The following is a 21,637-nucleotide window of genomic DNA, read 5'->3' on the forward strand; positions in this document are numbered from 1 at the left end:
TGTTGAGGAAAAAGAAGCCATTACTTAGTTTGACAGTCCTGATGGTCATATTTGGCATCATGGTCTCCATCCAGTTTAACTCTCTACAAAAGCCTAAAGTTCGCGATACTCGAGACGTTTGGGAATTAAGAGAGGATTTATCTGCATCTAAAAGTAAAGAACTGGATTTATTGAAAGAAATTGATAAATATGATGAAATGCTAAAAAAGTATGGCAACCAAGAAGATCAATCAAAAGAAGCACAATTAACAAAAACGTTGAAGGATTTGAAAGAAAAGGCTGGTTTTACAGAGGTAACGGGTGAAGGAGTTGAAATAGAAATTACTCAGCTTTTTTCTAAGGAACTTACCGGAGAAGAAGTCAAAAATATACCACCTGATCTTCTAAAAAAATTAATCAACGAAGCCAATATGTTTGGGGCAAAACATATTTCCATTAATGAACACCGGGTGATTAACACCAGTGTTATTCGAGATATTAATGGTACGACGAAAATGGATGGTTACAGCATAGATGGTGATACAGTCACGATTAAGATGGTCAGCGAGCAGGCCGACAAATTATACAGCCGTTTAAATGTATCAGATATTGGTGATTTGTTTGCTCAGGAAAATTTCAGTTTGAGTATTAGACCGCCGAAGAAAAAAGTTCATTTAAAAGCATTTGACGGTACAATTCAATTAAATGAATTGAAGCCTCTTGACGATGTAAAGGAGGGAAAATCTTAATGTGGCTTCCTGTACTTGGTTTAATCATAGGAGTTGCGATCGGTTTCTTAACGAATTTTACGATATCGAATGAGTATTCTAACTATCTTTCCCTCGCCGTACTTGCTGCGCTTGATACATTGATTGGTGGAATCAGAGCACATCTGCAAGGGGCATACGATGAACTAGTGTTTGTATCAGGTTTCTTCTTTAATATTATACTCGCAATAAGTTTAGCTTTTCTGGGCGTCCATCTTGGTGTAGACTTGTATTTAGTCGGAATGTTTGCATTCGGTGTTAGATTGTTTCAAAATATCGCCGTTATTCGAAGAATTCTACTAACAAAATGGACAATTTCTAGAGAAAAAAAGAAAAAAAGTGAGTCATAAAAAAGGATATACATATGATGTAACGAATATTTTCAGTAATCCTAATAAAAAATGTTGATTTTTTAAGTTTTGTTACACACTTGTAAAAACACATTCATTGTATTGTTGTTCAGCAAATAATAGAATAGAAAGTATTGATATGTGAGGAGGTGCCATAGAATGAACAACAATGAAATTTACGTCAGCCTTGACATCGGTACATCCAATATAAAAGTCATCGTCGGAGAAATGGCGGATGATTCGCTTAACATTATAGGTGTTGGAAATGTCCCTTCAGAGGGGTTAAAAAAAGGATCGATTGTTGATATAGATGAAACAGTTCATTCTATTAGACAAGCATTTGAACAGGCTGAGAGAATGGTAGGTTTTCCTTTACAAAAGGCGATAGTCGGAATTAACGGAAACCACATTCATATTCAGAATACGAGCGGCGTGGTCGCAGTGTCTAGTGAAAATAAAGAAATACATGCTGAAGATGTGAGACGTGTCTTGGATGCTGCACAGGTAGTATCTATTCCGCAAGAACATCTCGTAGTAGACGTAATTCCGAGACAATTTATCGTCGACGGAAGAGATGAAATCACAGATCCGAAAAAAATGCTAGGTGTACGGCTAGAAGTGGATGGATCGTTAATCACAGGTTCTAAAACGATTCTACATAACTGGCTCCGATGTGTAGAGCGGGCTGGTATTGAAATTATGGATATTTGCTTGCAGCCACTCGCATCGGGTTCAGCGGCGTTATCGAAAGATGAAAAAAATCTAGGGGTAGCTCTTGTCGATATTGGCGGCGGCTCTACTACGATATCCGTATTTGAAAACGGGCATCTCTATTCTACTCACAGTATCCCATTGGGCGGAGAGAACATTACAAAAGATTTGTCTATAGGACTTAGAACTTCCACTGAAGAAGCTGAACGAATCAAAAAGCAATTTGGGCATGCATTCTATGATGAGGCATCGTCTGAGGAGACATTTGAAGTTTCCGTCATCGGTACGGACCAAAAACAGACGTATACACAACTTGAAGCAGCCAATATCATTGAAGCACGATTGGAAGAGATTCTGCTTTTTGTGGCAGAGGAATTACGCAATATGGGTGTCCATGATTTGCCTGGCGGATTCGTTCTAACAGGTGGACAGGCAGCTATACCAGGTATCCTTTCTCTGGCACAAACGGTCTTACAAAACAATGTAAGAATCGCAAGTCCTAATTATATTGGGGTCAGGGAACCTCAATATATGACAGGAGTGGGCCTGATCCATTTTGCTTATCGCAATGCAAAGATTCAGGGCAGACAGGTTGGATTCCAAATGCCGGATGAAGCATTTCATGAAGTAGGCGCGTCCATGGAGCCGGTTTCTTCTACACCACAAGTAAAAGAAGTTCAGCCAAGACCGAAAGTGAAACAAAAAGCGCAACAAGAGACAAATAAAAAACCAGGCAAAATGAAAAAACTATTTAATATGTTCTGGGAATAGAACTAGATTTTCGACGGATTAGGAGGATTCAGCATGTTGGAGTTTGAAACAAATATAGACGGCCTAGCATCAATTAAAGTAATCGGTGTAGGTGGCGGCGGAAATAACGCTGTCAACCGAATGATTGAAAATGACGTACAGGGTGTCGATTTTATTGCAGTGAATACAGATGCACAGGCGTTAAACTTATCAAAAGCAGAAACAAAAATGCAAATCGGTGCTAAGCTGACAAGAGGGCTTGGAGCAGGTGCGAATCCTGAAGTCGGTAAAAAAGCTGCTGAAGAAAGCAAAGAACAAATTGAAGAAGTTCTAAAAGGCGCTGACATGGTCTTTGTGACTGCCGGTATGGGTGGTGGAACTGGTACGGGTGCTGCACCTGTCATTGCGAAAATCGCAAAAGATTCTGGAGCCTTGACAGTTGGAGTTGTGACTCGTCCTTTCACATTTGAAGGAAGAAAGCGTCAGCTTCAAGCAGTTGAAGGGATTGCTTCTATGAAAGAAGCAGTTGATACGTTAATCGTGATTCCAAACGATCGCCTGCTTGAAATTGTCGATAAAAACACGCCAATGCTTGAAGCATTCCGTGCAGCTGATAACGTGTTAAGACAAGGTGTTCAAGGGATCTCAGATCTCATTGCAACACCAGGTTTAATTAACCTTGACTTTGCTGACGTGAAAACGATCATGTCTAACAAAGGTTCAGCTCTTATGGGAATTGGCGTCGCAACAGGCGAAAACCGTGCTGCTGAAGCAGCTAAAAAAGCCATTTCTTCACCACTTCTTGAAACAGCGATTGATGGAGCACAAGGTGTTATCATGAATATTACTGGTGGTACGAACCTTAGTCTTTATGAGGTACAAGAAGCAGCGGATATTGTTGCATCAGCCTCTGATGAAGATGTCAACATGATCTTTGGATCTGTCATTAATGATAACTTGAAGGATGAAATTGTGGTCACAGTCATCGCAACCGGTTTTATTGAGCAAGAGCCGGAAGTGACAAAACCTCAAAGAAATCCATTAGGACAAGGATTAAAGCAAAATCAATCCATTCCACAAAAGCGTGAAGTAAAACGTGAGGAACATCAGCAAACATCATCACAACCAAGACAAAATACACAGTCAAGTGATGATACATTGGATATCCCAACGTTCTTACGTAACCGCAACAAACGATAAGCAAGCACGATTCATCCCCTTCCTTTGGAAGGGGTTTTTTTATGTCTGCATGGTGAGAAGATCCTGCGTCTGATTGATATAAAAGTCTTGTTTCTGCGTGTTATTTGGAACTATTGTATGTGTTTTGGCTTGAGTCTTTTAAGTCAAAAGAATCATTTTTCATTTCCTTTACAAAAAACGACAAAATGTTGAACTTTATTTGACTACATTAATGAGAACACCATGAATCTTGTCATGATCAAAAAGAAGGGGGAGGGGCAGGATACACACTGTTTGACCATTTGAGGAGGAGGGATTTTATTGAAAGTGAAGTTTCGTAAAACCGCCGTCTATCGTTTCATGAGTCTTTTGGTGATTGGTACTTTAACGATGACAAGCTTTGGGATGGTTCAAGCAAAATCGACTTCTACCTCATATCAGGAGGAAGCCGTTTCCTCTAAGACAACAAAAGCCAAGATTTCTTCGAGATTAAAGAAACAGTTTCAAAAGGAAGATAAGGTGACCTTCTTAGTCAAAATGAAGGAACAAACGAATGTACAAAAAGTAGCAAAAGAAGCTGTATCAAAAGCAAAAAAACAAAAATTAACTGCGGCTAAAACGCAGTACACAAAAAGATCAGCCGTTGTATCTGAGCTGAGAGCAACATCTGATGAAACGCAGCAAGCGCTCCTAGCGTATTTACAAAAGGAAAAAAAGAATAAGCAAGTGAAAGATATTCATTCCTACTATATTGTGAATGGTCTAGCTGTGACGGCAACAAAAGAAGTGATGGAAAAGATTGCTTCTTTTCCAGAAGTAGCTCAAGTGCTGCCAAATGAAACACGTCAACTTCATCGTCCTGTTGATTTGAAGCATGCTAAGCCAAACAAACAAATCAAAGCAGTAGATGGGGTCGAATGGAATATTGCTCAGGTGCATGCACCAGAAGCGTGGGATTTAGGCTATGACGGGACCGGAACCGTTGTGGCAAGTATTGATACAGGTGTCGAATGGGATCATCCTGCGCTAAAAGAAAAATACCGCGGGTTTGATCCTGCTCGTCCGAACGAACCATCTCATGAACTGAATTGGTATGATGCCACGGCAGGCTCTGAAGTCCCTTATGATGACTTGGAGCACGGGACCCATGTGACAGGCACAATGGTTGGTTCTGAGCCAGATGGAAAGAATCAAATTGGGGTCGCACCGGGAGCAGAATGGATTGCAGTGAAAGCTTTTTCAGAAGATGGCGGTACAGATGCTGATCTGTTAGATGCCGGTGAGTGGGTTTTAGCACCGAAAGATCAAAACGGAAATCCTCACCCAGAAAAGGCACCTGATGTTGTGAATAATTCGTGGGGCGGTGGCCCAGGTCTTGATGATTGGTATAAAGATGTAGTGAATGCTTGGAGAGCAGCAGACATCTTTCCAGAATTTTCAGCCGGTAATACCGATTTATTCAATCCAGGCGGCGCGGGTTCGATTGCAAATCCCGCTAACTATCAAGAAGCCTTTGCTACAGGCGCAACAGACCATGACAACAAGTTAGGGTCTTTCTCCCTTCAGGGTCCTTCTCCATATGGCGTAATGAAACCAGATATTGCTGCTCCGGGAGTGTAAACATTCGTTCTTCGATCCCGGGAAAAGGATATGAGGATGGGTGGAATGGTACCTCGATGGCCGGTCCGCATGTCTCAGCTGTTGTTCTTCTTCTTCGCCAAGTGCAATCAGACCTTTCTGTTGATGAAATTCAGCAAATTCTCATTGAGACAGCGAAACCACTGACAGATCAGCAATTTCCTGAATCCCCTAACAACGGCTATGGGGCAGGGTTAGTGGATGCAAGAGAGGCGATTACGGCTTTAACCAATGGCATCGGTACGATTGAAGGTCAGGTGACAAAAGAGGGAGAAGATACAGAACCACCTGTTTTTTCACATAAAGGTCCGAATGAAATTTTTGCTGCAACGCCAACCCCATTGACCATCACTGCAGAAGATGGGATAGCAGTGACAAATGTTTCTTTGACTTACCGAGTAGATCAAGGTGAATGGGAGACGTTGCAAGCCAACCGCATGGATGGAAATCATTTAAAAGGAACCTATACGGTACAGCTCCCTGAACTTGAGGGGGAAAACGTGACGTACCGATGGATTGTGAAAGATTTTGGAGAAAATGAAGCGGCATCAGATTCTTATACACTTCCAATTAAAACATCCATCACCACTGGCTACTCACAAGATTTTGAAGCATGGCCAAGTGGATGGTTCAAAAGATCCGTGGCAGTGGGGAAAACCGTCCACAGGTCCAAAACAAGCATTTAGCGGGGAACATGTCTATGCCACCAATTTAGACAGTCCTTATGAAAATAAAACGGACGCCAATTTGTCTATGCCGCTCATTGCTGTATCAGATTCAGGTTCTTCCTACCTGCAATATCAATACTGGCATGATCTCGAAGCCAATTATGATTATGTGCATGTCTATGTACAGCCAGAGGGTGAAGACGCCGTTCAAGTGACAGCTTATACGGGGAAAACAAATGCGTGGACAGCAGGCGAAGTTGATTTATCTGCTTATAAAGGGCAAAAAGTGAGAGTCCTGTTTCAGATAAGAACAGATGGCAGTGTCACAAAAGATGGCTTTTATTTAGATGATGTGAAAATCACAGATGAGGCTTTGTCTCAACAAGCCAAGAACCAGCTAGGTGTGATCAAAAAAGAAAAATCCACAAGCCAGAATAAGAAATCAGTTGATCCAAAAAAGGCAAAGCCTGCTAAAGTAAAAAATAAACATGTACACATTCAAAAGCAAAACAGTCATGATGCTCCGTCTATTCAAGCTCTTCCAATGAAAGCGCAAATCAGTGTTCTAGAAAGCGGAAAATCAACTTCCACCGATGAAGCGACAGGGAAATATCAGCTGTCTCAAGGAGCAGGAGAATGGACAGTGAAAGCGGAAGCTTACGGCTTTGAATCACGGTCCCAAAAAGTCAAAGTGGCATCAAAAGAAACAGCAGAAGCGAATTTCTCCTTACAGCCGCTAGAGAAACGAACGATCTCCGGCACGGTCGTCAATGAAACAACTGGTGAAAAGGTCAAGAATGCAACTGTTTATCTTGTGGAGGACGCAAAAATTGAGCCGGTGAAAACAGATGAATCCGGTGAATTTTCTCTAGAGGCATTAAGCGGTGTCTATACAGTCAAAATTTTTGCAAAGGGGTTTAAAGGCTATACGTTTACAGCGGATGTGACGGAAAAGCCACTTGAAAAGTCAGTGAAACTTGAGCCTTTTATCGGTTTTCCGGGAGAGATTGGCTACGATGATGGAACGGCTGAAAATGCACGGGCTTTCTACGATCCTGGCAATGGCTGGGCTGTAAAGTTTTCATTAGAAAAAGGAAAGAAACAAGCACAAGTCACAGGTGGTCTTTTCCGGTTTTGGACATCAGAATGGCCAGCTCCTGGAGGCGATGAATTTGCTGTTGAAGTATATGATGCTTCTGGGAAGGGTGGCGCACCAGGTGAGAAAATCGCAGGACCTTTAAAAGCAAATGCGCTGCGTAATGGTGAATGGACAAAAGTAGATTTAGAAGATCAAGCCATTACAGTGGATGGAGATTTCTATCTTGTTTATATTCAAACGAAAAAGAATACCGAATCTCCGGGACTTGCCACAGATGAAGATGGCCCTAATGCTGAAAGAAGCTGGCAGCTGACGAGCGGTGCTTTTTCTCCTTCTCCGAAAGAAGAGGGGAATTATATGATTCGTGCGCTCGTAAACTATGAAGCAGATGTACCAGAAATCACTTCTCCAAAGGAAGGAACCATTACAAATCAAGGTGAATTGACGATTGAAGGCACAGCCTCTCCGGGTCTCGATGTGGCCATTTATCAGAATGATGAAGAGGTGGCCAACGTCAAATCAGATGAGTCGGGTACTTTCAAAGAAAATGTATCTGTTCCAAGTGGAGAGCATGTCTTCACGGCGGCGACTGTAACGGATAAAGGCTCAACAAAACATTCCAAGCCAGTCAAGGTGATCATCGATCAAACAGCACCGACGTTGACCATTGATACACCGAAAAAAGGCGACAAGTCTAATAGAGAATCACTCACGGTGGAAGGGAAAGTAGCGGATGATTATCTAGATCAAGTCACAGTCAATGGAAAAAAAGCGACCGTAAAGGATGGGGCATATTCTGCAAGGGTGCTGCTTGAGAACGGGAAAAATACAATCAAAGTGACAGCAAAAGATGCAGCTGGAAACAAAACGACTAAAAAGGTCGACATCGATGTTCAATATGATGCACCTGTCATTTCTGAATTAACGCCAAAAGATAATATGAATCTATCATCAGGTGAATCGGTTAAGATTTCATTTAAAAGCAGGGAAAAGCTAGATGCCACCTTTGTTCTTCATATGCCGCTAACAAATGCTAGATCAAAACTTCAAAACACAACCGAACTGCCGATTCGTGAAGTAGCACCGGGAACGTATGAAGGCTACTGGACGGCGACATCTATTGCAAAAGCAAAAGGTGCAGTGATTGAAGTCATTGTCAAAGATGATTATGGAAATGTCACAAGACAGAAGGCAGAAGGAACACTCACCATTAATGAGAAAGAATGACAGCGAAAAAGACACGACTCTTCGGAGCGTGTCTTTTTTTGTTCAATGGATAGAGGAGACACTTGTCCAACAAATCATTCGGATGTTCTTTCTGTCTCATACGTCGACAAAAACGATAACAATCCACCAAAAGTTCTCTATCATCCCCTACAAGAATTGACAGACTTCCATCCGATGACTGTTTTATACTGGTACAAACAAGTACAAGTACTGCTTTTGATTCTTTGTTTCAGATGAAAGGAGCAGAAGGTGGTCATTTATTTAGATGTCATTTGGCTGTTAAACTTTTGTTTTGATCTATTGCTGCTCTTACTCACGGCATTTATTCTCAAACGACAAGTGAAAAAAAGGCGATATATGTTAGGAGCTCTCATTGGATCGAGCATTGTTCTCTTGCTCTTTACGCCATTTGCAATGATTGTGTCGCACTCATTAGGCAAACTGCTTTTTTCTGTCTTGATCGTGCTTGGAACCTTTGGCTTTCAAAGATTTCGTTCCTTTTTTCAAAACCTGTTTGCTTTTTACTTTGTCACATTTTTGATGGGAGGGGGCATGATCGGGGTTCATTCGTTTTTGCAGACAAATACAGTCATTCAAGATGGACTGCTTATTTCACAAAATGATGGATTTGGTGATCCCATTAGCTGGCTTTTTGTTCTCACTGGCTTTCCGGCCATTTGGCTGTTTTCAAAGAAACGATTAGGAGAGGTTGGTGCGAAAAAAAGACAATATGACGAACAAGTACTTGTGGAGATACACATTCAAGGAGAAACAATCCGCTTAAATGGTCTGGTCGATTCTGGAAATCAGCTGTATGATCCATTGACGAAAACACCTGTCATGATCGTCCAGCTCGATCAGCTCACATCTATTTTCGGAGAGCCATTTATAGAAAAAATGAAACAGTTTCATCCTGTTGAAGTGATGCAAAAGCTCGATGACCATTTTTCGCTGCTTGATCGTTTAAGACTCGTTCCGTATCGCGCAGTCGGTCATGATCACGGGTTTCTACTATGCTTTAAACCAGATACGGTCGTCCTTTATACAAAAACGCATATGATCCAGCCAGCGAAGTGTTTTGTTGGGATGAGTCTAAGTGGATTATCAGCAGATCAGGAATTTCAATCCATCATTCATCCAGAGATGTTAGACGGAAAAATGATACAAGGGGTGTCGTAGTTTTTTTGTGATGTCTTTTATCTTACGAAGTCAACTGGACATTTAGAAGGGAGAAGAAGATGAAAAAATTAAAATTTAAACTCACTTACTACTGGTATAAACTCCTCATGAAGCTAGGGCTAAAGAGTGATGAGATTTATTATATTGGTGGAAGTGAGGCACTGCCTCCGCCGTTATCAAAGGATGAAGAACAAGAATTGCTCGTTAAATTACCTAAAGGGGATCAAACAGCAAGAGCCATTTTGATCGAAAGAAACTTGCGATTGGTCGTTTATATCGCAAGAAAATTTGAAAACACAGGCATTAACATTGAGGATTTGATTAGTATCGGAACGATAGGCCTCATCAAGGCAGTAAATACGTTTAATCCAGAAAAAAAGATCAAACTGGCCACATATGCGTCTAGATGTATTGAAAATGAGATTTTGATGTATTTGCGCCGAAATAATAAAATCCGTTCAGAAGTATCCTTTGATGAGCCGCTTAACATCGACTGGGACGGCAATGAATTGCTTTTATCAGATGTTCTTGGGACAGATGATGATATTATCACCCGGGATATTGAAGCAAATGTCGATAAAAAATTACTGAAAAAAGCGTTAGAACAATTAAACGATCGTGAAAAACAGATCATGGAACTGAGATTCGGTTTAGTTGGCGGTGAAGAAAAAACACAAAAAGATGTTGCCGACATGCTTGGTATTTCTCAGTCCTATATTTCAAGGCTCGAAAAAAGAATTATTAAACGATTGCAAAAAGAATTTAATAAGATGGTCTAAAAAAATTTTTTGAAAGCTTTATCCCTGTACTGTCAAAGGGATCACCATTTTTTCACATATTTCTCGTCGTAGACCGTGCATATTTTTCCATCCCACGGAGATACTGAACTTTGTACAACAGCTCCTGTAGGGAGGGAAAAAAGTGTCCAGAAATAAAGTGGAAATCTGCGGAGTCGACACCTCCAAACTGCCTGTTCTGAAAAACGACGAGATGAGAAAATTATTCAGACAGCTGCAAGATGAAGGTGACGATACAGCAAGAGAAAAGCTAGTCAATGGCAATTTGCGGTTGGTTTTAAGTGTGATTCAGCGTTTTAACAACAGAGGCGAGTATGTTGATGATCTCTTCCAAGTAGGCTGTATCGGATTAATGAAATCAATTGATAATTTTGATTTAAGCCACAATGTCAGATTTTCAACTTATGCGGTCCCTATGATCATAGGAGAAATCCGTCGATACTTGCGCGATAACAACCCCATCCGGGTGTCTCGTTCACTAAGAGATATTGCCTATAAGGCGCTTCAAGTCCGTGAGAGACTGATTAGTGAGACAAGCAAGGAACCAACGGCAGAAGACATTGCCAAAGTGTTAGAAGTCCCTCATGAGGAAATTGTTTTTGCCCTAGATGCCATTCAAGATCCTGTTTCTTTGTTTGAACCGATTTATAATGACGGAGGAGATCCGATTTATGTAATGGATCAAATTAGTGATGAACGGAACAAAGATACACAATGGGTAGAAGAATTGGCCTTAAAAGAGGGAATGCGCAGATTGAATGATCGAGAAAAAATGATTCTTCGCAAACGCTTCTTCCAAGGTAAAACACAAATGGAAGTGGCAGAAGAAATCGGCATTTCTCAAGCACAAGTATCAAGGCTTGAAAAAGCAGCAATCAAACAAATGAATAAAAATATTTTTTAAAGCCGCCGCTAATGTGCGGCTTTTTTCATTCTTTTTAGAGAACCCATCTGTAGTATTGACTCTGTTATTTTTTTCATTTAATCTGTTTTTAACAAATGTTATTTAAAATATCATTTGTGAGGGAATAGAGAAGCGGAAAGAAGGGTTATTATGACATTCCATGATGAAAGAAGGCTGCTCATTAAGGTTGCGCATATGTACTATGAAGAAGGCGCCACTCAATCTAAAATTGCAGAAGCTGTTGGGGTTAGCCGTTCGCTCATATCGAAATATTTGGCAAAAGCACGTGAAGCAGGAATCGTGGAAATCATTATTCATGATGAAGTAAATCAACAATATGGTTCGTTAGAAAGAAAAATAGAGCGAAAATACGGGCTGCGAGAAGTCGTGTGTGTGGAATCTCTCAGTCAAGAAACAACAAAAAGTCGAATAGGAGCTGCGGCTGCGGGCTTTTTATTAAAAGTCATGAAGGATGGACAAGTCATCGGTTTTTCATCAGGGACAACCTTGCATGAAATGGCGAAAGCGCTTACCTCTGTTCAGCATTTTCCGTCTGTAACATTTGTTCCGCTAGTCGGAGGCGTCGGAAATGAAGATGTTGATATTCATGCCAACTATATTATTGGAAGATGCTCAGAAGCACTCAAATCCAAATGTGAGTTTTTACATGTGCCTGTCATGCTTGATACGAAAGAAGCGAAAGATGTACTCATTAGACAGCCGTCGATCAAAAAAGTCATTGAATTAGGAGAATCATCAAATATCGCGGTCGTAGGAATAGGCGGGGTTCCGCAACATTCAACGATGGTGAAATCCTATATGACAAGTGGTGAGGAAGATATCCTGCAAGCGAAAGATGTCGCGGGTGACATTTGTTATAACTTTATTGATCATAAAGGTGAAGTGTATCCGCATCCGTGGAACGACCGGGTGATGGGGATCAGTCCTCTAAAACTGAAAGAGATCCCTCTTGTGATTGGTGTCGCTGGAGGAGAAGAAAAAATTGAAGCGATCAGGGCAGCGTTAGAAGGTGGATTAATTCATGTGTTAATTACAGATGAACAAACCGGAGATGCCCTATTAAAGTAACTACCTAAGCCGATTAGGTAGTTTTTTTGAGTCTTTAGACTCAAAAAGATTGAGAATTTTATCGATTTTATCTTGACACAAAGTTGACACATCATATAAACTAAGTTCATAACAAATGATAAACAAAATAACAAATGTTACAAGAAACAGATTTTTGTTAATTTTTATAACATTTGTTAAAAGTTTCGGATTATTTTTCTAGCAATCTATTGTGAAGCAAGAAAACCTGAAAGGATGATTTAGATGTCAATTTATCAACAATTGTTAGCACGAGAACGCAGCGGAGATCCAATCAAAGTTGGGATTATCGGGGCAGGCCAAATGGGGTTTGGACTCATTTCACAAATTTCTAAAATTCCAGGCATGATTGTCGCAGGTGTTTGTGATATTCATCTTAGTGCAGCTGAGAAAGCAGCGAATTTTTACAAGCAACATGCGAAACCACATCAAATGGTCGTCACAAATGATTACAGAGAAGTGATTCAATCAGATTCTGTGGAAGTCGTTGTGGATGCAACAGGTGTTCCAGAGGTCGGAGCAAACATTTCTTTGGAAGCGCTTAATTCAAAAAAACATCTCGTTCTTTTAAATGTAGAAGTCGATATTACGATCGGCTTGGTCATGCATAAATTATTCACGAATGCAGGACTTGTTTACTCTGGATCAGCTGGAGATGAACCAGCAGCAACGCTAGAACTATACGAATTTGCAAAAACAATGGGGCTTGAAGTATTGGTTGCTGGGAAAGGTAAGAACAACCCATTCTTCCCAGAAGCAAACCCAGATACGTGTAAAGCTGAAGCAGATAGTAAACATATGAGTGCCCACATGCTGGCAGCATTCCAAGACGGAACAAAAACGATGGCAGAAATGAACCTATTAAGTAATGCAACAGGACTTTTGCCTGATAAAGTCGGCATGCATGGAGTAGAAGCGAATTTAGAAAATGTAGCAGATAAATTAAATCAGAAACAGCAAGGCGGCGTACTGGATAACTTCGGAGTCGTTGAATATGTAAATGGACTGGCACCAGGTGTCTTTGTCATCGTCAAGAGTGATCTTGAGCCAGTAGATGAAGAACTTCGCTACTTAAAAGTTGGAAAAGGTCCTCACTACACACTGTATCGTCCTTTCCACTTAGCAAGTCTTGAAACACCAGTGACGATCGCAAAAGCAGTCTTACAACACGATTCTTCAATCCATCCAATTGGTGTACCAGTATCAGAAACTGTCGCTGTGGCGAAAAGAGATATTAAAGCAGGAGAAACACTTGATGGTATTGGCGGATACTCCGTAAGAGGTGTACTTGAAACACATCAAGACATGAAAGCGAACGGCCACATCCCAATTGGCTTAATCAGCGGAAAAGTGGTAGCGAAAAAAGATATCAAATTGGGGCAATTCCTATCTCATGATGATGTAGAACTTGATGCAAGCACAACGGTCTGGAAGCTGCGTTCATTACAAGATCACTTATTTCAATCATAAGGACGTGAGGCTATGGAAAAATTAGCAATCGTACTTTGTATCATTTTGATTGTGCAGTATGGTTTATCGTTTATTCAAATCAAGTACTACCGCAAGAGCATGGATTCACTGATTGACGACTATAAAGGGAAACAAGGCTATCACTTGTTTTCAGGAATGGAGCGGCGCAAATTTGGTCCTGGAGCCATTGCGCTCATCATTGTCGATGAATCATACATCATTCAAAAGTGTCATGTGCTGGGTGGCGTCTCGATTTTGTCTAAATTTAAGGAACTGCCTTCCTATGAAGGAAAACATGTGGGGGCTGTGCTTGATGAGCATCACATGATGAAACAAACATTGAAAAAGCGCAAAAGGGGACCAGCTGTCATGCAAGCACTCTCCATGGCAGCGGAGCAGGCGCTTGTCTCGATTTCTAAAAAAAATATAACAAATGTGAACTAAGAAAGGGGAGATGAAACATAGAATGGATTCAATGGTTTGGAGAGCACTTTATCGGGATGTTTGAAGCCGGCGGAAAGCAGTTCATGGGTCTTGTTACAGGTATCGTTCCAACGCTTGTTGTGTTACTTACTTTCACTTATGCTGTCATGAAGTTTATTGGAGAAGAGCGAGTGAATAGAGCGATTCAGTTTGCAGCGAAATATACCATTTTGCGCTATACGTTAATGCCGATCTTATCCGTTCTTATTTTGACAAACCCAATGGCTTATACGTTTGGCCGCTTCTTACCTGAAAAACAAAAACCAGCATTCTATGATTCAGCTGTTTCATTTGTTCATCCGGTGACATCACTATTCCCGTATGCCAACGCAGGAGAACTGTTTGTCTACTTAGGAATTGCGAACGGGATTAAAGAAGCTGGATACTCTATGTCAGAGCTGGCTGTTCGTTACTTCTTAGTCGGGATCGTTGTCATTTTACTTCGTGGAATCATTACGGAATGGATCACAAAGTACTTAGCAGGAAAAATGAAAGCGAATTCACAATAGGGGAGGGTTAGACATGACAAACCACAAAGTATTTGTTGCAAAAGGTGCTGGCGGATGGGGAAAAGGATTAGAGCTTGAACCAACCGGTAAAAGAAGAAAGGTCGTTTCCATTACAGGAGGAGGCATTCACCCAGTTGCACGAAAAATTGCAGAAATGACAGGGACAGAAGCATGTGATGGCTTTAAAAATTCTATACCAGAAGATGAAATGATGTGTGTTGTCATTGACTGCGGAGGAACAGCGCGAATTGGGCTTTATCCAATGAAACGCATTCCTACTGTCGATGTGCTGGCATCCTCTCCTTCTGGACCGCTTGCAAAACACATTACAGAGGATATCTTCGTATCAGGTGTCACAGAAAAAGATATTTCCTTTGCGGAAGCATCTGATAGTGAAGGGAATGTAGAAGGTCAAGAAAGCAGCGGCCCAATTGACAAAGAGAATTTCAAAGAAACCTATTCAAAACTGAAAGAGGAAAATATCGAGCGTCAAGAAAAAGGGAATTTCCTCATGAGATTCTCAAGAGGAATCGGAAAAGTAACCGGCACATTCTATCAAGCTGGTCGTGATTCTGTTGATATGCTCCTTAAAAACATTATTCCATTCATGGCCTTTGTCAGTATGTTAATTGGAATTATCAATTATACAAAAATCGGTGATCTGATTGCCCATTTCCTTTCACCTTTGGCAGGATCTTTATGGGGGCTCTTACTGCTCGTTGTTGTCTGTACCTTACCGTTCCTGTCGCCTGTCTTAGGACCTGGGGCAGTCATTGCACAAGTCATCGGTGTACTGATTGGTAGTCAAATTGCACTAGGAAACATTCCGCCTCAATTTGCTCTTCCAGCACTGTTTGCGATCAACGGTCAAGTAGGGTGTGACTTTATCCCGGTTGGGCTATCACTTGGTGAAGCGAAGCCGGAAACGGTACAATATGGGGTACCAGCTGTTTTGTATAGCCGTCTCATTACAGGCGTTCTATCTGTTGTGATCGCATACGTTGCTAGCTTCGGTATGTATTAAACGTATTAAAGGAGGAATCGAGATACATGGTAACACAATCTGTCGTAAAAGAAATTGGGATCTTAGTCCCGCAGTTTAAAGAAGATAAGCTGATTGTTTTATTTGGACCAGCAGCGCCGCAGGAATTAAGAGATATGTCTGTCATTCATGAGTTTGAACACTTAGAAGAAGAGCCGCTGAAATTAGGCGGAACGATTCAAGTGGGCGACCAAACTTATACCATTACTGCTTTAGGCAATAAAGCAAATGACAACTTTAAGGAACTCGGCCATATTTCGATCTACTTCCAAGAGCCGTTTGATGATGTATTACCGGGAGCTGTCTTTGCATCCCCACATACGTTTCCTGATATTAAAGAAGGCGTACGAATTGAAATTTCGTAACCATGGAAAAAAGCTGTTCCTTATAGGGAGCAGCTTTTTTGCGTTAGGTTTACTGATTGAAACATTTGCGATATGCTGTAGACGTTATTATTTGTATATTCAGAATTTTTATTCAGGGGGAAAAGATCGTGTCGCTTGACTTGAAGGATGTTTCTTTAAAACGAAATGGAAAATGGCTGCTTCGTTCTATTGACTGGCAGGTGAAAAACCAGGAACACTGGGTGCTTTATGGTTTAAATGGTGCTGGGAAAACGGCTTTATTAAATATGCTTTGCTCATATTATTTTCCAACGTCAGGTGAGATGACGGTGTTAGGCCATGTGTTTGGCAAGGAAGCGCTTGGTGAAAAACTAAGGAAGAAAATTGGTCTCATCTCTGCTGGTCTTGAAAAGAAGCTGCACAGAGATGACAATGCATTTGAAATTGTTTTGAGCGGGGCATTTGCTTCCATCGGACTTTATGAAACACCGACAGATGAGATAAGAGAGAAGGCGATTGATTTATTAAAAACATTTGGCTCGTTTCAATATGCCAATCGCACGTATGAAACCCTGTCGCAAGGAGAGAAACAAAAAGTGCTCATCGCAAGAGCTTTAATGAATGATCCGAAGCTTCTGATCTTAGATGAACCTGTGACGGGTCTTGATTTTTTAGCAAGAGAACAGGTGCTAGAGACGATCTCATTGATTGCATCAAAACCAGATGCGCCCACATTGCTCTATACGACCCACCATGCAGAAGAGATTCTCCCGATTTTTCAGCACACCTTATTATTAAAAGAAGGTACTGTTTTTCATAAAGGGGAGACAAAGCAGATGATGACAAGTGACTTGCTTTCTTCCTTTTTTGAATGTCCAGTCGAAGTCATGTGGCAAAACGGCCGCCCTCACTTAAGTAAATTGTAGATAAGAGAAACTATTGGTCTGCTTCCCTGCTTTTCCATCATACATATTATAGTAGAAAACGAAAGGCGGGGAAGGACAGATGATCAGTATTTCTGAATTCCAAATCAAAGATGTCGTCGATGTGTCCAGCGGAAAAAAATTAGGTACTATTGGAGACATCGATATCAATGTCACGAGCGGTAAAATACAAGCGATTATCATTGGCGGTACAGGTAAAATGATGGGATTTTTCGGAAAAGAAGAGGAAATGATTGTCCCGTGGCGAAATATAGTAAAAATTGGCGAAGATGTGATACTTGTCCGTTTGTCTTCTTAATTTGTGTAAATTCCTCAACTAATAGATCAAATTTTCCTTAAAACAAGCTCTCCATTCTCAGCAATCAATGTCTTTTTCGGGTAAAAAGATTACGTTTTCATATCAATTTGAAAAAAAACCTGTAGAAAGGGCACATTTGAGTGTAATATTTAATGAATCCCACTAACTGTCTTAGCAGGTCTTGTGGTAAAATAGGAGCGATATAAAGAGAGATGAATGAAAGGTGGGAGGCAGCTTTGATAGACAAATATGACCCCTTTCAGCAGAAATCACCTGATGCAATGCTGATTCATGATTGGACGAACATGACATGTTCTGGAAAAGAGATATTGGCCGGTTTTACGACAAAAAATGGCGGCTTTAGTCTTTCTCCATATCAATCACTGAACACTGGACTCCATGTAGGAGATGATGCTTCTAGTGTCCAAATGAATCGTCAAGTCATTGCAGATGCTACTGCTGTGCCGCTCTCTAATTGGGTGTTTGCTGACCAAACACACGAGGATCGCATCATGAAAGTCACGAAGGAACAAAAGGGAAGAGGAAGTCTTCAGTATGATGAAGCGCTCTCTAGAACAGATGGTTTATACACCTCTGAACCAAACATCATGCTCGCTCTTTGTTTCGCTGACTGTGTTCCGCTTTATTTTCTAGCTCCGCAATCTGGGCTGATTGGAACGGCTCATGCCGGCTGGAAAGGAACCGTCAAACAAATTGGCGCTAACATGGTTGATGCATGGGTTCGCCAAGAAGGCGCTGATGCCGATCATATACAAGTCGTCATTGGACCATCCATTGGCAGCTGCTGCTACATAGTAGATGATGTTGTCATAGATCAAGTGAAACAGCTTCCTTTTTCAACAGAGGATGTGTATTCCGAGATTTCACAAGGACAATACAAAATTGACTTAAAAACACTAAACAAAAACGTATTACTTCATGCAGGATTAAAAGAAGAAAACATACATGTCAGTTCGATGTGCACAAGTTGCAATGAGCAGCATTTCTTCTCACACCGGCGTGATCAAGGGAAAACAGGACGTATGATGTCTTTTGTCGGGTTTAAGGAGGCATAAGTGCAATTGAATGTACGAGAGAATCTCAGACAAATAAATGAACAAATCAACGAAGCATGTAAAAGAGCAGGTAGAGATCCAGACGATGTATCGGTTGTCGCTGTCACAAAGTATGTCTCGATTGAACGAGCATTAGAAGCAAAGGATGCCGGAATTTTGCACTTTGGTGAAAATCGTGACCAAGGGTTACTTGAAAAACAGGAAGCCATAACCGATGAAAACATTAGCTGGCACTTCATCGGCAGTTTACAGACGCGAAAAGTGAAATCTGTCATTCAGACCATTGACTACTTACATTCGCTAGACAGAATGTCCCTTGCGAATGAAATTGAAAAAAGAGCGGATCACACGGTTCGCTGTTTTGTACAGGTGAACACATCACTTGAGGAGTCAAAACACGGCTTACAAAGCGAAGACGTGATTCCATTTGTCAAACAGCTCGCTGATTTCAAACATATTGAAATTGCTGGACTCATGACGATGGCTCCATTTACAGATGATCATACTGTGATACGAAACTGTTTTAAAACATTAAAAAGCCTTCAACAAGAGGTAAAACAACTGAACCAAGTAAATGCACCTTGTCAGCATTTATCGATGGGCATGTCAAACGATTTTGAAATCGCAATTGAAGAAGGTGCGACATTTGTTCGGATTGGCTCTTCACTTGTTGGAAATGAAACAGGAGGTGCGTGACATGAGCATAAAAAATAAGTTTAAAAGCTTCTTCACACTCGATGATGAAGAGTATGAGTACGAATATATTGATGAAGAAAGAGAACCAGCACAAGAAGAAAAAAACACAAAAGATAAAGCGGCATTTCAAGAGCGTCCTCAGGCAGGAAAACAAAATGTCGTCAGCTTGCAAAGCGTGCAAAAATCCTCTAAAGTGGTGTTAAGTGAGCCGCGTGTTTATGCAGAGGCTCAGGAGATTGCAGACCATATTAAAAATCGTCGTGCAGTCGTCGTCAATTTGCAGCGCATTCAGCACGATCAAGCAAAGCGAATCATCGACTTCTTAAGCGGAACGGTTTATGCAATCGGTGGAGACATTCAGCGTATTGGCTCGAATATATTCCTCTGCACACCTGATAATGTGGATGTATCTGGCACAATATCAGAGCTATTGACAGAGGAAGAACCTCAGAGGTGGTAAATCATAGTTATTCTAAATTTCATTTTTAATATTTTGGGTACGGTATTAACGATTTACTCATTCGCGATCATTATTTACATCTTTATGTCATGGGTGCCATCTGCAAGAGAAACAGCGATTGGCCGCTTCTTGACAAACATTTGCGAACCGTATTTAGAACCATTCCGTAAAATTATTCCGCCAATTGGCATGATTGACATCTCGCCGATTGTGGCATTGCTTGTGATTCGTTTCGCATCATCGTATGGACTAACTGGTCTTTATAATATGATTGTACGATTCATGTAAACAGGCTGCCGGGCTTGGCATCTGCCAGGCTCTTTTACATAAAAGGGGAACAAAATGAGCGATATTTATCAACATTTTAGAAAAGACGAACAGCCATTTGTCGACCAAGTATTAGGCTGGAAAAACATCGCACTCGAACAATATCGAATGAAATTAACAGACTTTCTTGATCCTCGTGAGCAGTTCATTACCCAGTCCGTGATTCAGCATTCTGATGAACTGGGTCTCATGTTTTTTGGCGGGTATGAGGAAGCAGAGCGGAAAAGGGCTTTGATCTATCCTGACTATTTAGCGCCGACCATACAGGATTTTGAACTGACTTATTTTCAGGTGAACTATGCGAAAAAGTTTATTTCTATAGAACACCCCAACCTTCTCGGTTCGCTCATTGGGACAGGCCTGAAGCGTCAAAAATTCGGTGATTTGTTGTTTTCAGAGGACAACGTGCAATTTATTTGTACAAGCGATGTTGCCGATTTTGTTCGGGCTCAGCTGACGCATGTCGGCAGAGCATCTGTTTCATTAGAGGAAATCAGCAAGGCAGATCTTCAGCCAGTCATCAGCAAAACCGATATCAAAGAAGATACGATTTCTTCACTGCGTCTTGACGCTGTATGTGCTGCTGTCAGCCGTCAGTCTCGGCAAAAAGCACAGCTTTTGGTCAAAAATGGTCTTGTCAAAGTAAACTGGAAAGTCACTGAAGACCCTTCCTTTACAATTGGTGAAGGTGATCAGCTCTCTGTCAGGGGATTTGGCCGCTTTAGCTTAAAAACAATTGATGGGAAGACGAAAAAAGATAAATTCAAAGTAACATTTGAGCTTCTGACATAACGAATTTGAATCTGGAGGTGGCAAGATTGCCATTAACACCTAATGATATTCATAATAAAACGTTCACAAAAAGTTTCCGCGGCTATGACGAAGATGAAGTAAATGAGTTTTTAAGCCAAGTACGTAAAGATTACGAGATCGTACTTCGCAAAAAGAACGAGCTTGAAGACAAAGTCAACGAGCTTGATGAAAGACTAGGCCATTTTGCAACAATTGAAGAAACATTAAACAAATCCATTCTTGTGGCGCAAGAAGCAGCAGAAGACGTGAAGCGTCATTCTGATAAAGAAGCGAAATTGATCATTCGTGAAGCTGAGAAAAATGCAGACCGTATTATCAACGAAGCGTTATCAAAATCAAGAAAGATTGCAATGGAAATCGAAGAGCTCAAGAAACAGTCGAAAGTCTTTAGAACTCGTTTCCAAATGCTCATCGAAGCTCAGCTTGATCTTCTGAAAAATGATGATTGGGATCATTTGCTGGAATATGAAGTTGACGCTGTCTTTGACGAAAAAGAATAAGCGCATCACCTTGACATGACGTGCTCATGTTGCATATAATACCATCATAAATTAACAAGAGATAAACGTTTGAAAGGGACACTCGCAGCGGTTACATGCGTAATAAAGCGAATCAGGGACGGTGGAAGCCTGACATTACGAAACGCTGCAATGAGATCACCCCTTTAGTTCCTTTTCTGAAATGAATGAGTAAGAAAAGGCGTCAGATCACGTTACGATTTTAGAGTGGATAAGCGGCAATTTCAAAGCGCTTGTCTAAAAGGGTGGTACCGCGAGACAAGCCTTCTCGTCCCTTATGGGATGAGAGGGCTTTTTTTATT

General features: G+C 41.0%; 21 protein-coding genes, 1 pseudogene and 1 other annotated feature. All 22 genes and pseudogenes read left to right on the forward strand.

Annotated elements, in window-relative coordinates; all coding sequences use genetic code 11:
- Positions 1-2: 2 nt before the first annotated feature.
- Positions 3-728 (forward strand): DUF881 domain-containing protein, encoded by a 726-nt coding sequence (locus M2353_RS07570; protein ID WP_284725204.1) that lies wholly within the window; start codon positions 3-5, stop codon positions 726-728.
- Positions 728-1,096 (forward strand): small basic family protein, encoded by a 369-nt coding sequence (locus M2353_RS07575; protein WP_284725205.1) that lies wholly within the window; start codon positions 728-730, stop codon positions 1,094-1,096. The genes M2353_RS07570 and M2353_RS07575 overlap by 1 nt, the downstream gene beginning before the upstream one ends.
- 159 nt (positions 1,097-1,255) lie before the next feature.
- Positions 1,256-2,578 carry a cell division protein FtsA gene (gene ftsA, locus M2353_RS07580; protein WP_284725206.1) on the forward strand — a complete coding sequence of 441 codons (1,323 nt, stop codon included), beginning with the start codon at positions 1,256-1,258 and terminating at the stop codon, positions 2,576-2,578.
- Between the two features lie 33 nt (positions 2,579-2,611).
- Complete coding sequence (gene ftsZ, locus M2353_RS07585) at positions 2,612-3,757, forward strand: cell division protein FtsZ (RefSeq protein WP_007499752.1); 1,146 nt, start codon at positions 2,612-2,614, stop codon at positions 3,755-3,757.
- Between the two features lie 300 nt (positions 3,758-4,057).
- Positions 4,058-8,368: pseudogene (locus M2353_RS20210) on the forward strand (S8 family serine peptidase).
- 249 nt (positions 8,369-8,617) lie between these two features.
- Positions 8,618-9,547 carry a sigma-E processing peptidase SpoIIGA gene (gene spoIIGA / locus M2353_RS07600; RefSeq protein ID WP_284725208.1) on the forward strand — a complete coding sequence of 310 codons (930 nt, stop codon included), beginning with the start codon at positions 8,618-8,620 and terminating at the stop codon, positions 9,545-9,547.
- Positions 9,548-9,606: 59 nt separating this feature from the next.
- On the forward strand, positions 9,607-10,326 hold the full coding sequence (gene sigE, locus M2353_RS07605; RefSeq protein ID WP_007499746.1) for an RNA polymerase sporulation sigma factor SigE: 720 nt from the start codon (positions 9,607-9,609) through the stop codon (positions 10,324-10,326).
- Between the two features lie 142 nt (positions 10,327-10,468).
- Complete coding sequence (gene sigG / locus M2353_RS07610) at positions 10,469-11,248, forward strand: RNA polymerase sporulation sigma factor SigG (RefSeq protein ID WP_003211879.1); 780 nt, start codon at positions 10,469-10,471, stop codon at positions 11,246-11,248.
- Positions 11,249-11,398: 150 nt separating this feature from the next.
- Entirely contained in the window at positions 11,399-12,337 is a 939-nt protein-coding gene (locus M2353_RS07615) for a sugar-binding transcriptional regulator (RefSeq protein WP_024720314.1), read from the forward strand.
- Between the two features lie 243 nt (positions 12,338-12,580).
- Complete coding sequence (locus tag M2353_RS07620) at positions 12,581-13,825, forward strand: NAD(P)H-dependent oxidoreductase (protein WP_007499740.1); 1,245 nt, start codon at positions 12,581-12,583, stop codon at positions 13,823-13,825.
- Positions 13,826-13,837: 12 nt separating this feature from the next.
- Positions 13,838-14,269, forward strand: coding sequence for a transcriptional regulator GutM (locus tag M2353_RS07625; protein ID WP_008354650.1), 432 nt, complete (start codon positions 13,838-13,840; stop codon positions 14,267-14,269).
- A 17-nt stretch (positions 14,270-14,286) separates the two neighbouring features.
- A complete protein-coding gene (gene srlA, locus M2353_RS07630) occupies positions 14,287-14,817 on the forward strand; it encodes a PTS glucitol/sorbitol transporter subunit IIC (RefSeq protein ID WP_003210918.1) in 531 nt (176 codons plus the stop codon).
- Between the two features lie 13 nt (positions 14,818-14,830).
- Positions 14,831-15,841 (forward strand): PTS glucitol/sorbitol transporter subunit IIB, encoded by a 1,011-nt coding sequence (gene srlE, locus M2353_RS07635; RefSeq protein WP_024720315.1) that lies wholly within the window; start codon positions 14,831-14,833, stop codon positions 15,839-15,841.
- A gap of 26 nt (positions 15,842-15,867) precedes the next feature.
- On the forward strand, positions 15,868-16,224 hold the full coding sequence (locus M2353_RS07640; RefSeq protein ID WP_007499733.1) for a PTS glucitol/sorbitol transporter subunit IIA: 357 nt from the start codon (positions 15,868-15,870) through the stop codon (positions 16,222-16,224).
- A gap of 128 nt (positions 16,225-16,352) precedes the next feature.
- The gene (locus M2353_RS07645) at positions 16,353-17,129 is read left to right on the forward strand and encodes an ABC transporter ATP-binding protein (protein WP_019743283.1); all 777 of its coding nucleotides are present in this window, start codon (positions 16,353-16,355) and stop codon (positions 17,127-17,129) included.
- Positions 17,130-17,208: 79 nt separating this feature from the next.
- Positions 17,209-17,445, forward strand: coding sequence for a YlmC/YmxH family sporulation protein (locus M2353_RS07650; RefSeq protein ID WP_008344958.1), 237 nt, complete (start codon positions 17,209-17,211; stop codon positions 17,443-17,445).
- Between the two features lie 212 nt (positions 17,446-17,657).
- Positions 17,658-18,521: a peptidoglycan editing factor PgeF gene (pgeF, locus tag M2353_RS07655; protein ID WP_284725209.1), complete on the forward strand. Its 864-nt coding sequence runs from the start codon at positions 17,658-17,660 to the stop codon at positions 18,519-18,521.
- A gap of 6 nt (positions 18,522-18,527) precedes the next feature.
- Positions 18,528-19,217, forward strand: a complete 690-nt coding sequence (locus M2353_RS07660; RefSeq protein ID WP_284725210.1) for a YggS family pyridoxal phosphate-dependent enzyme — start codon at positions 18,528-18,530, stop codon at positions 19,215-19,217.
- A gap of 1 nt (position 19,218) precedes the next feature.
- Complete coding sequence (sepF, locus tag M2353_RS07665) at positions 19,219-19,677, forward strand: cell division protein SepF (protein WP_017359354.1); 459 nt, start codon at positions 19,219-19,221, stop codon at positions 19,675-19,677.
- A 9-nt stretch (positions 19,678-19,686) separates the two neighbouring features.
- On the forward strand, positions 19,687-19,965 hold the full coding sequence (locus tag M2353_RS07670; protein ID WP_370539204.1) for a YggT family protein: 279 nt from the start codon (positions 19,687-19,689) through the stop codon (positions 19,963-19,965).
- Positions 19,966-20,019: 54 nt separating this feature from the next.
- Entirely contained in the window at positions 20,020-20,796 is a 777-nt protein-coding gene (locus M2353_RS07675; protein ID WP_057079575.1) for a YlmH family RNA-binding protein, read from the forward strand.
- 26 nt (positions 20,797-20,822) lie between these two features.
- Complete coding sequence (locus tag M2353_RS07680; RefSeq protein WP_008344947.1) at positions 20,823-21,317, forward strand: DivIVA domain-containing protein; 495 nt, start codon at positions 20,823-20,825, stop codon at positions 21,315-21,317.
- Between the two features lie 59 nt (positions 21,318-21,376).
- Positions 21,377-21,614, forward strand: a binding site (T-box leader).
- The last annotated feature ends 23 nt before the right edge of the window (positions 21,615-21,637 follow it).

It is taken from the genome of Bacillus aerius (assembly GCF_029894105.1).
In the GTDB taxonomy this organism is placed as follows: domain Bacteria; phylum Bacillota; class Bacilli; order Bacillales; family Bacillaceae; genus Bacillus; species Bacillus altitudinis.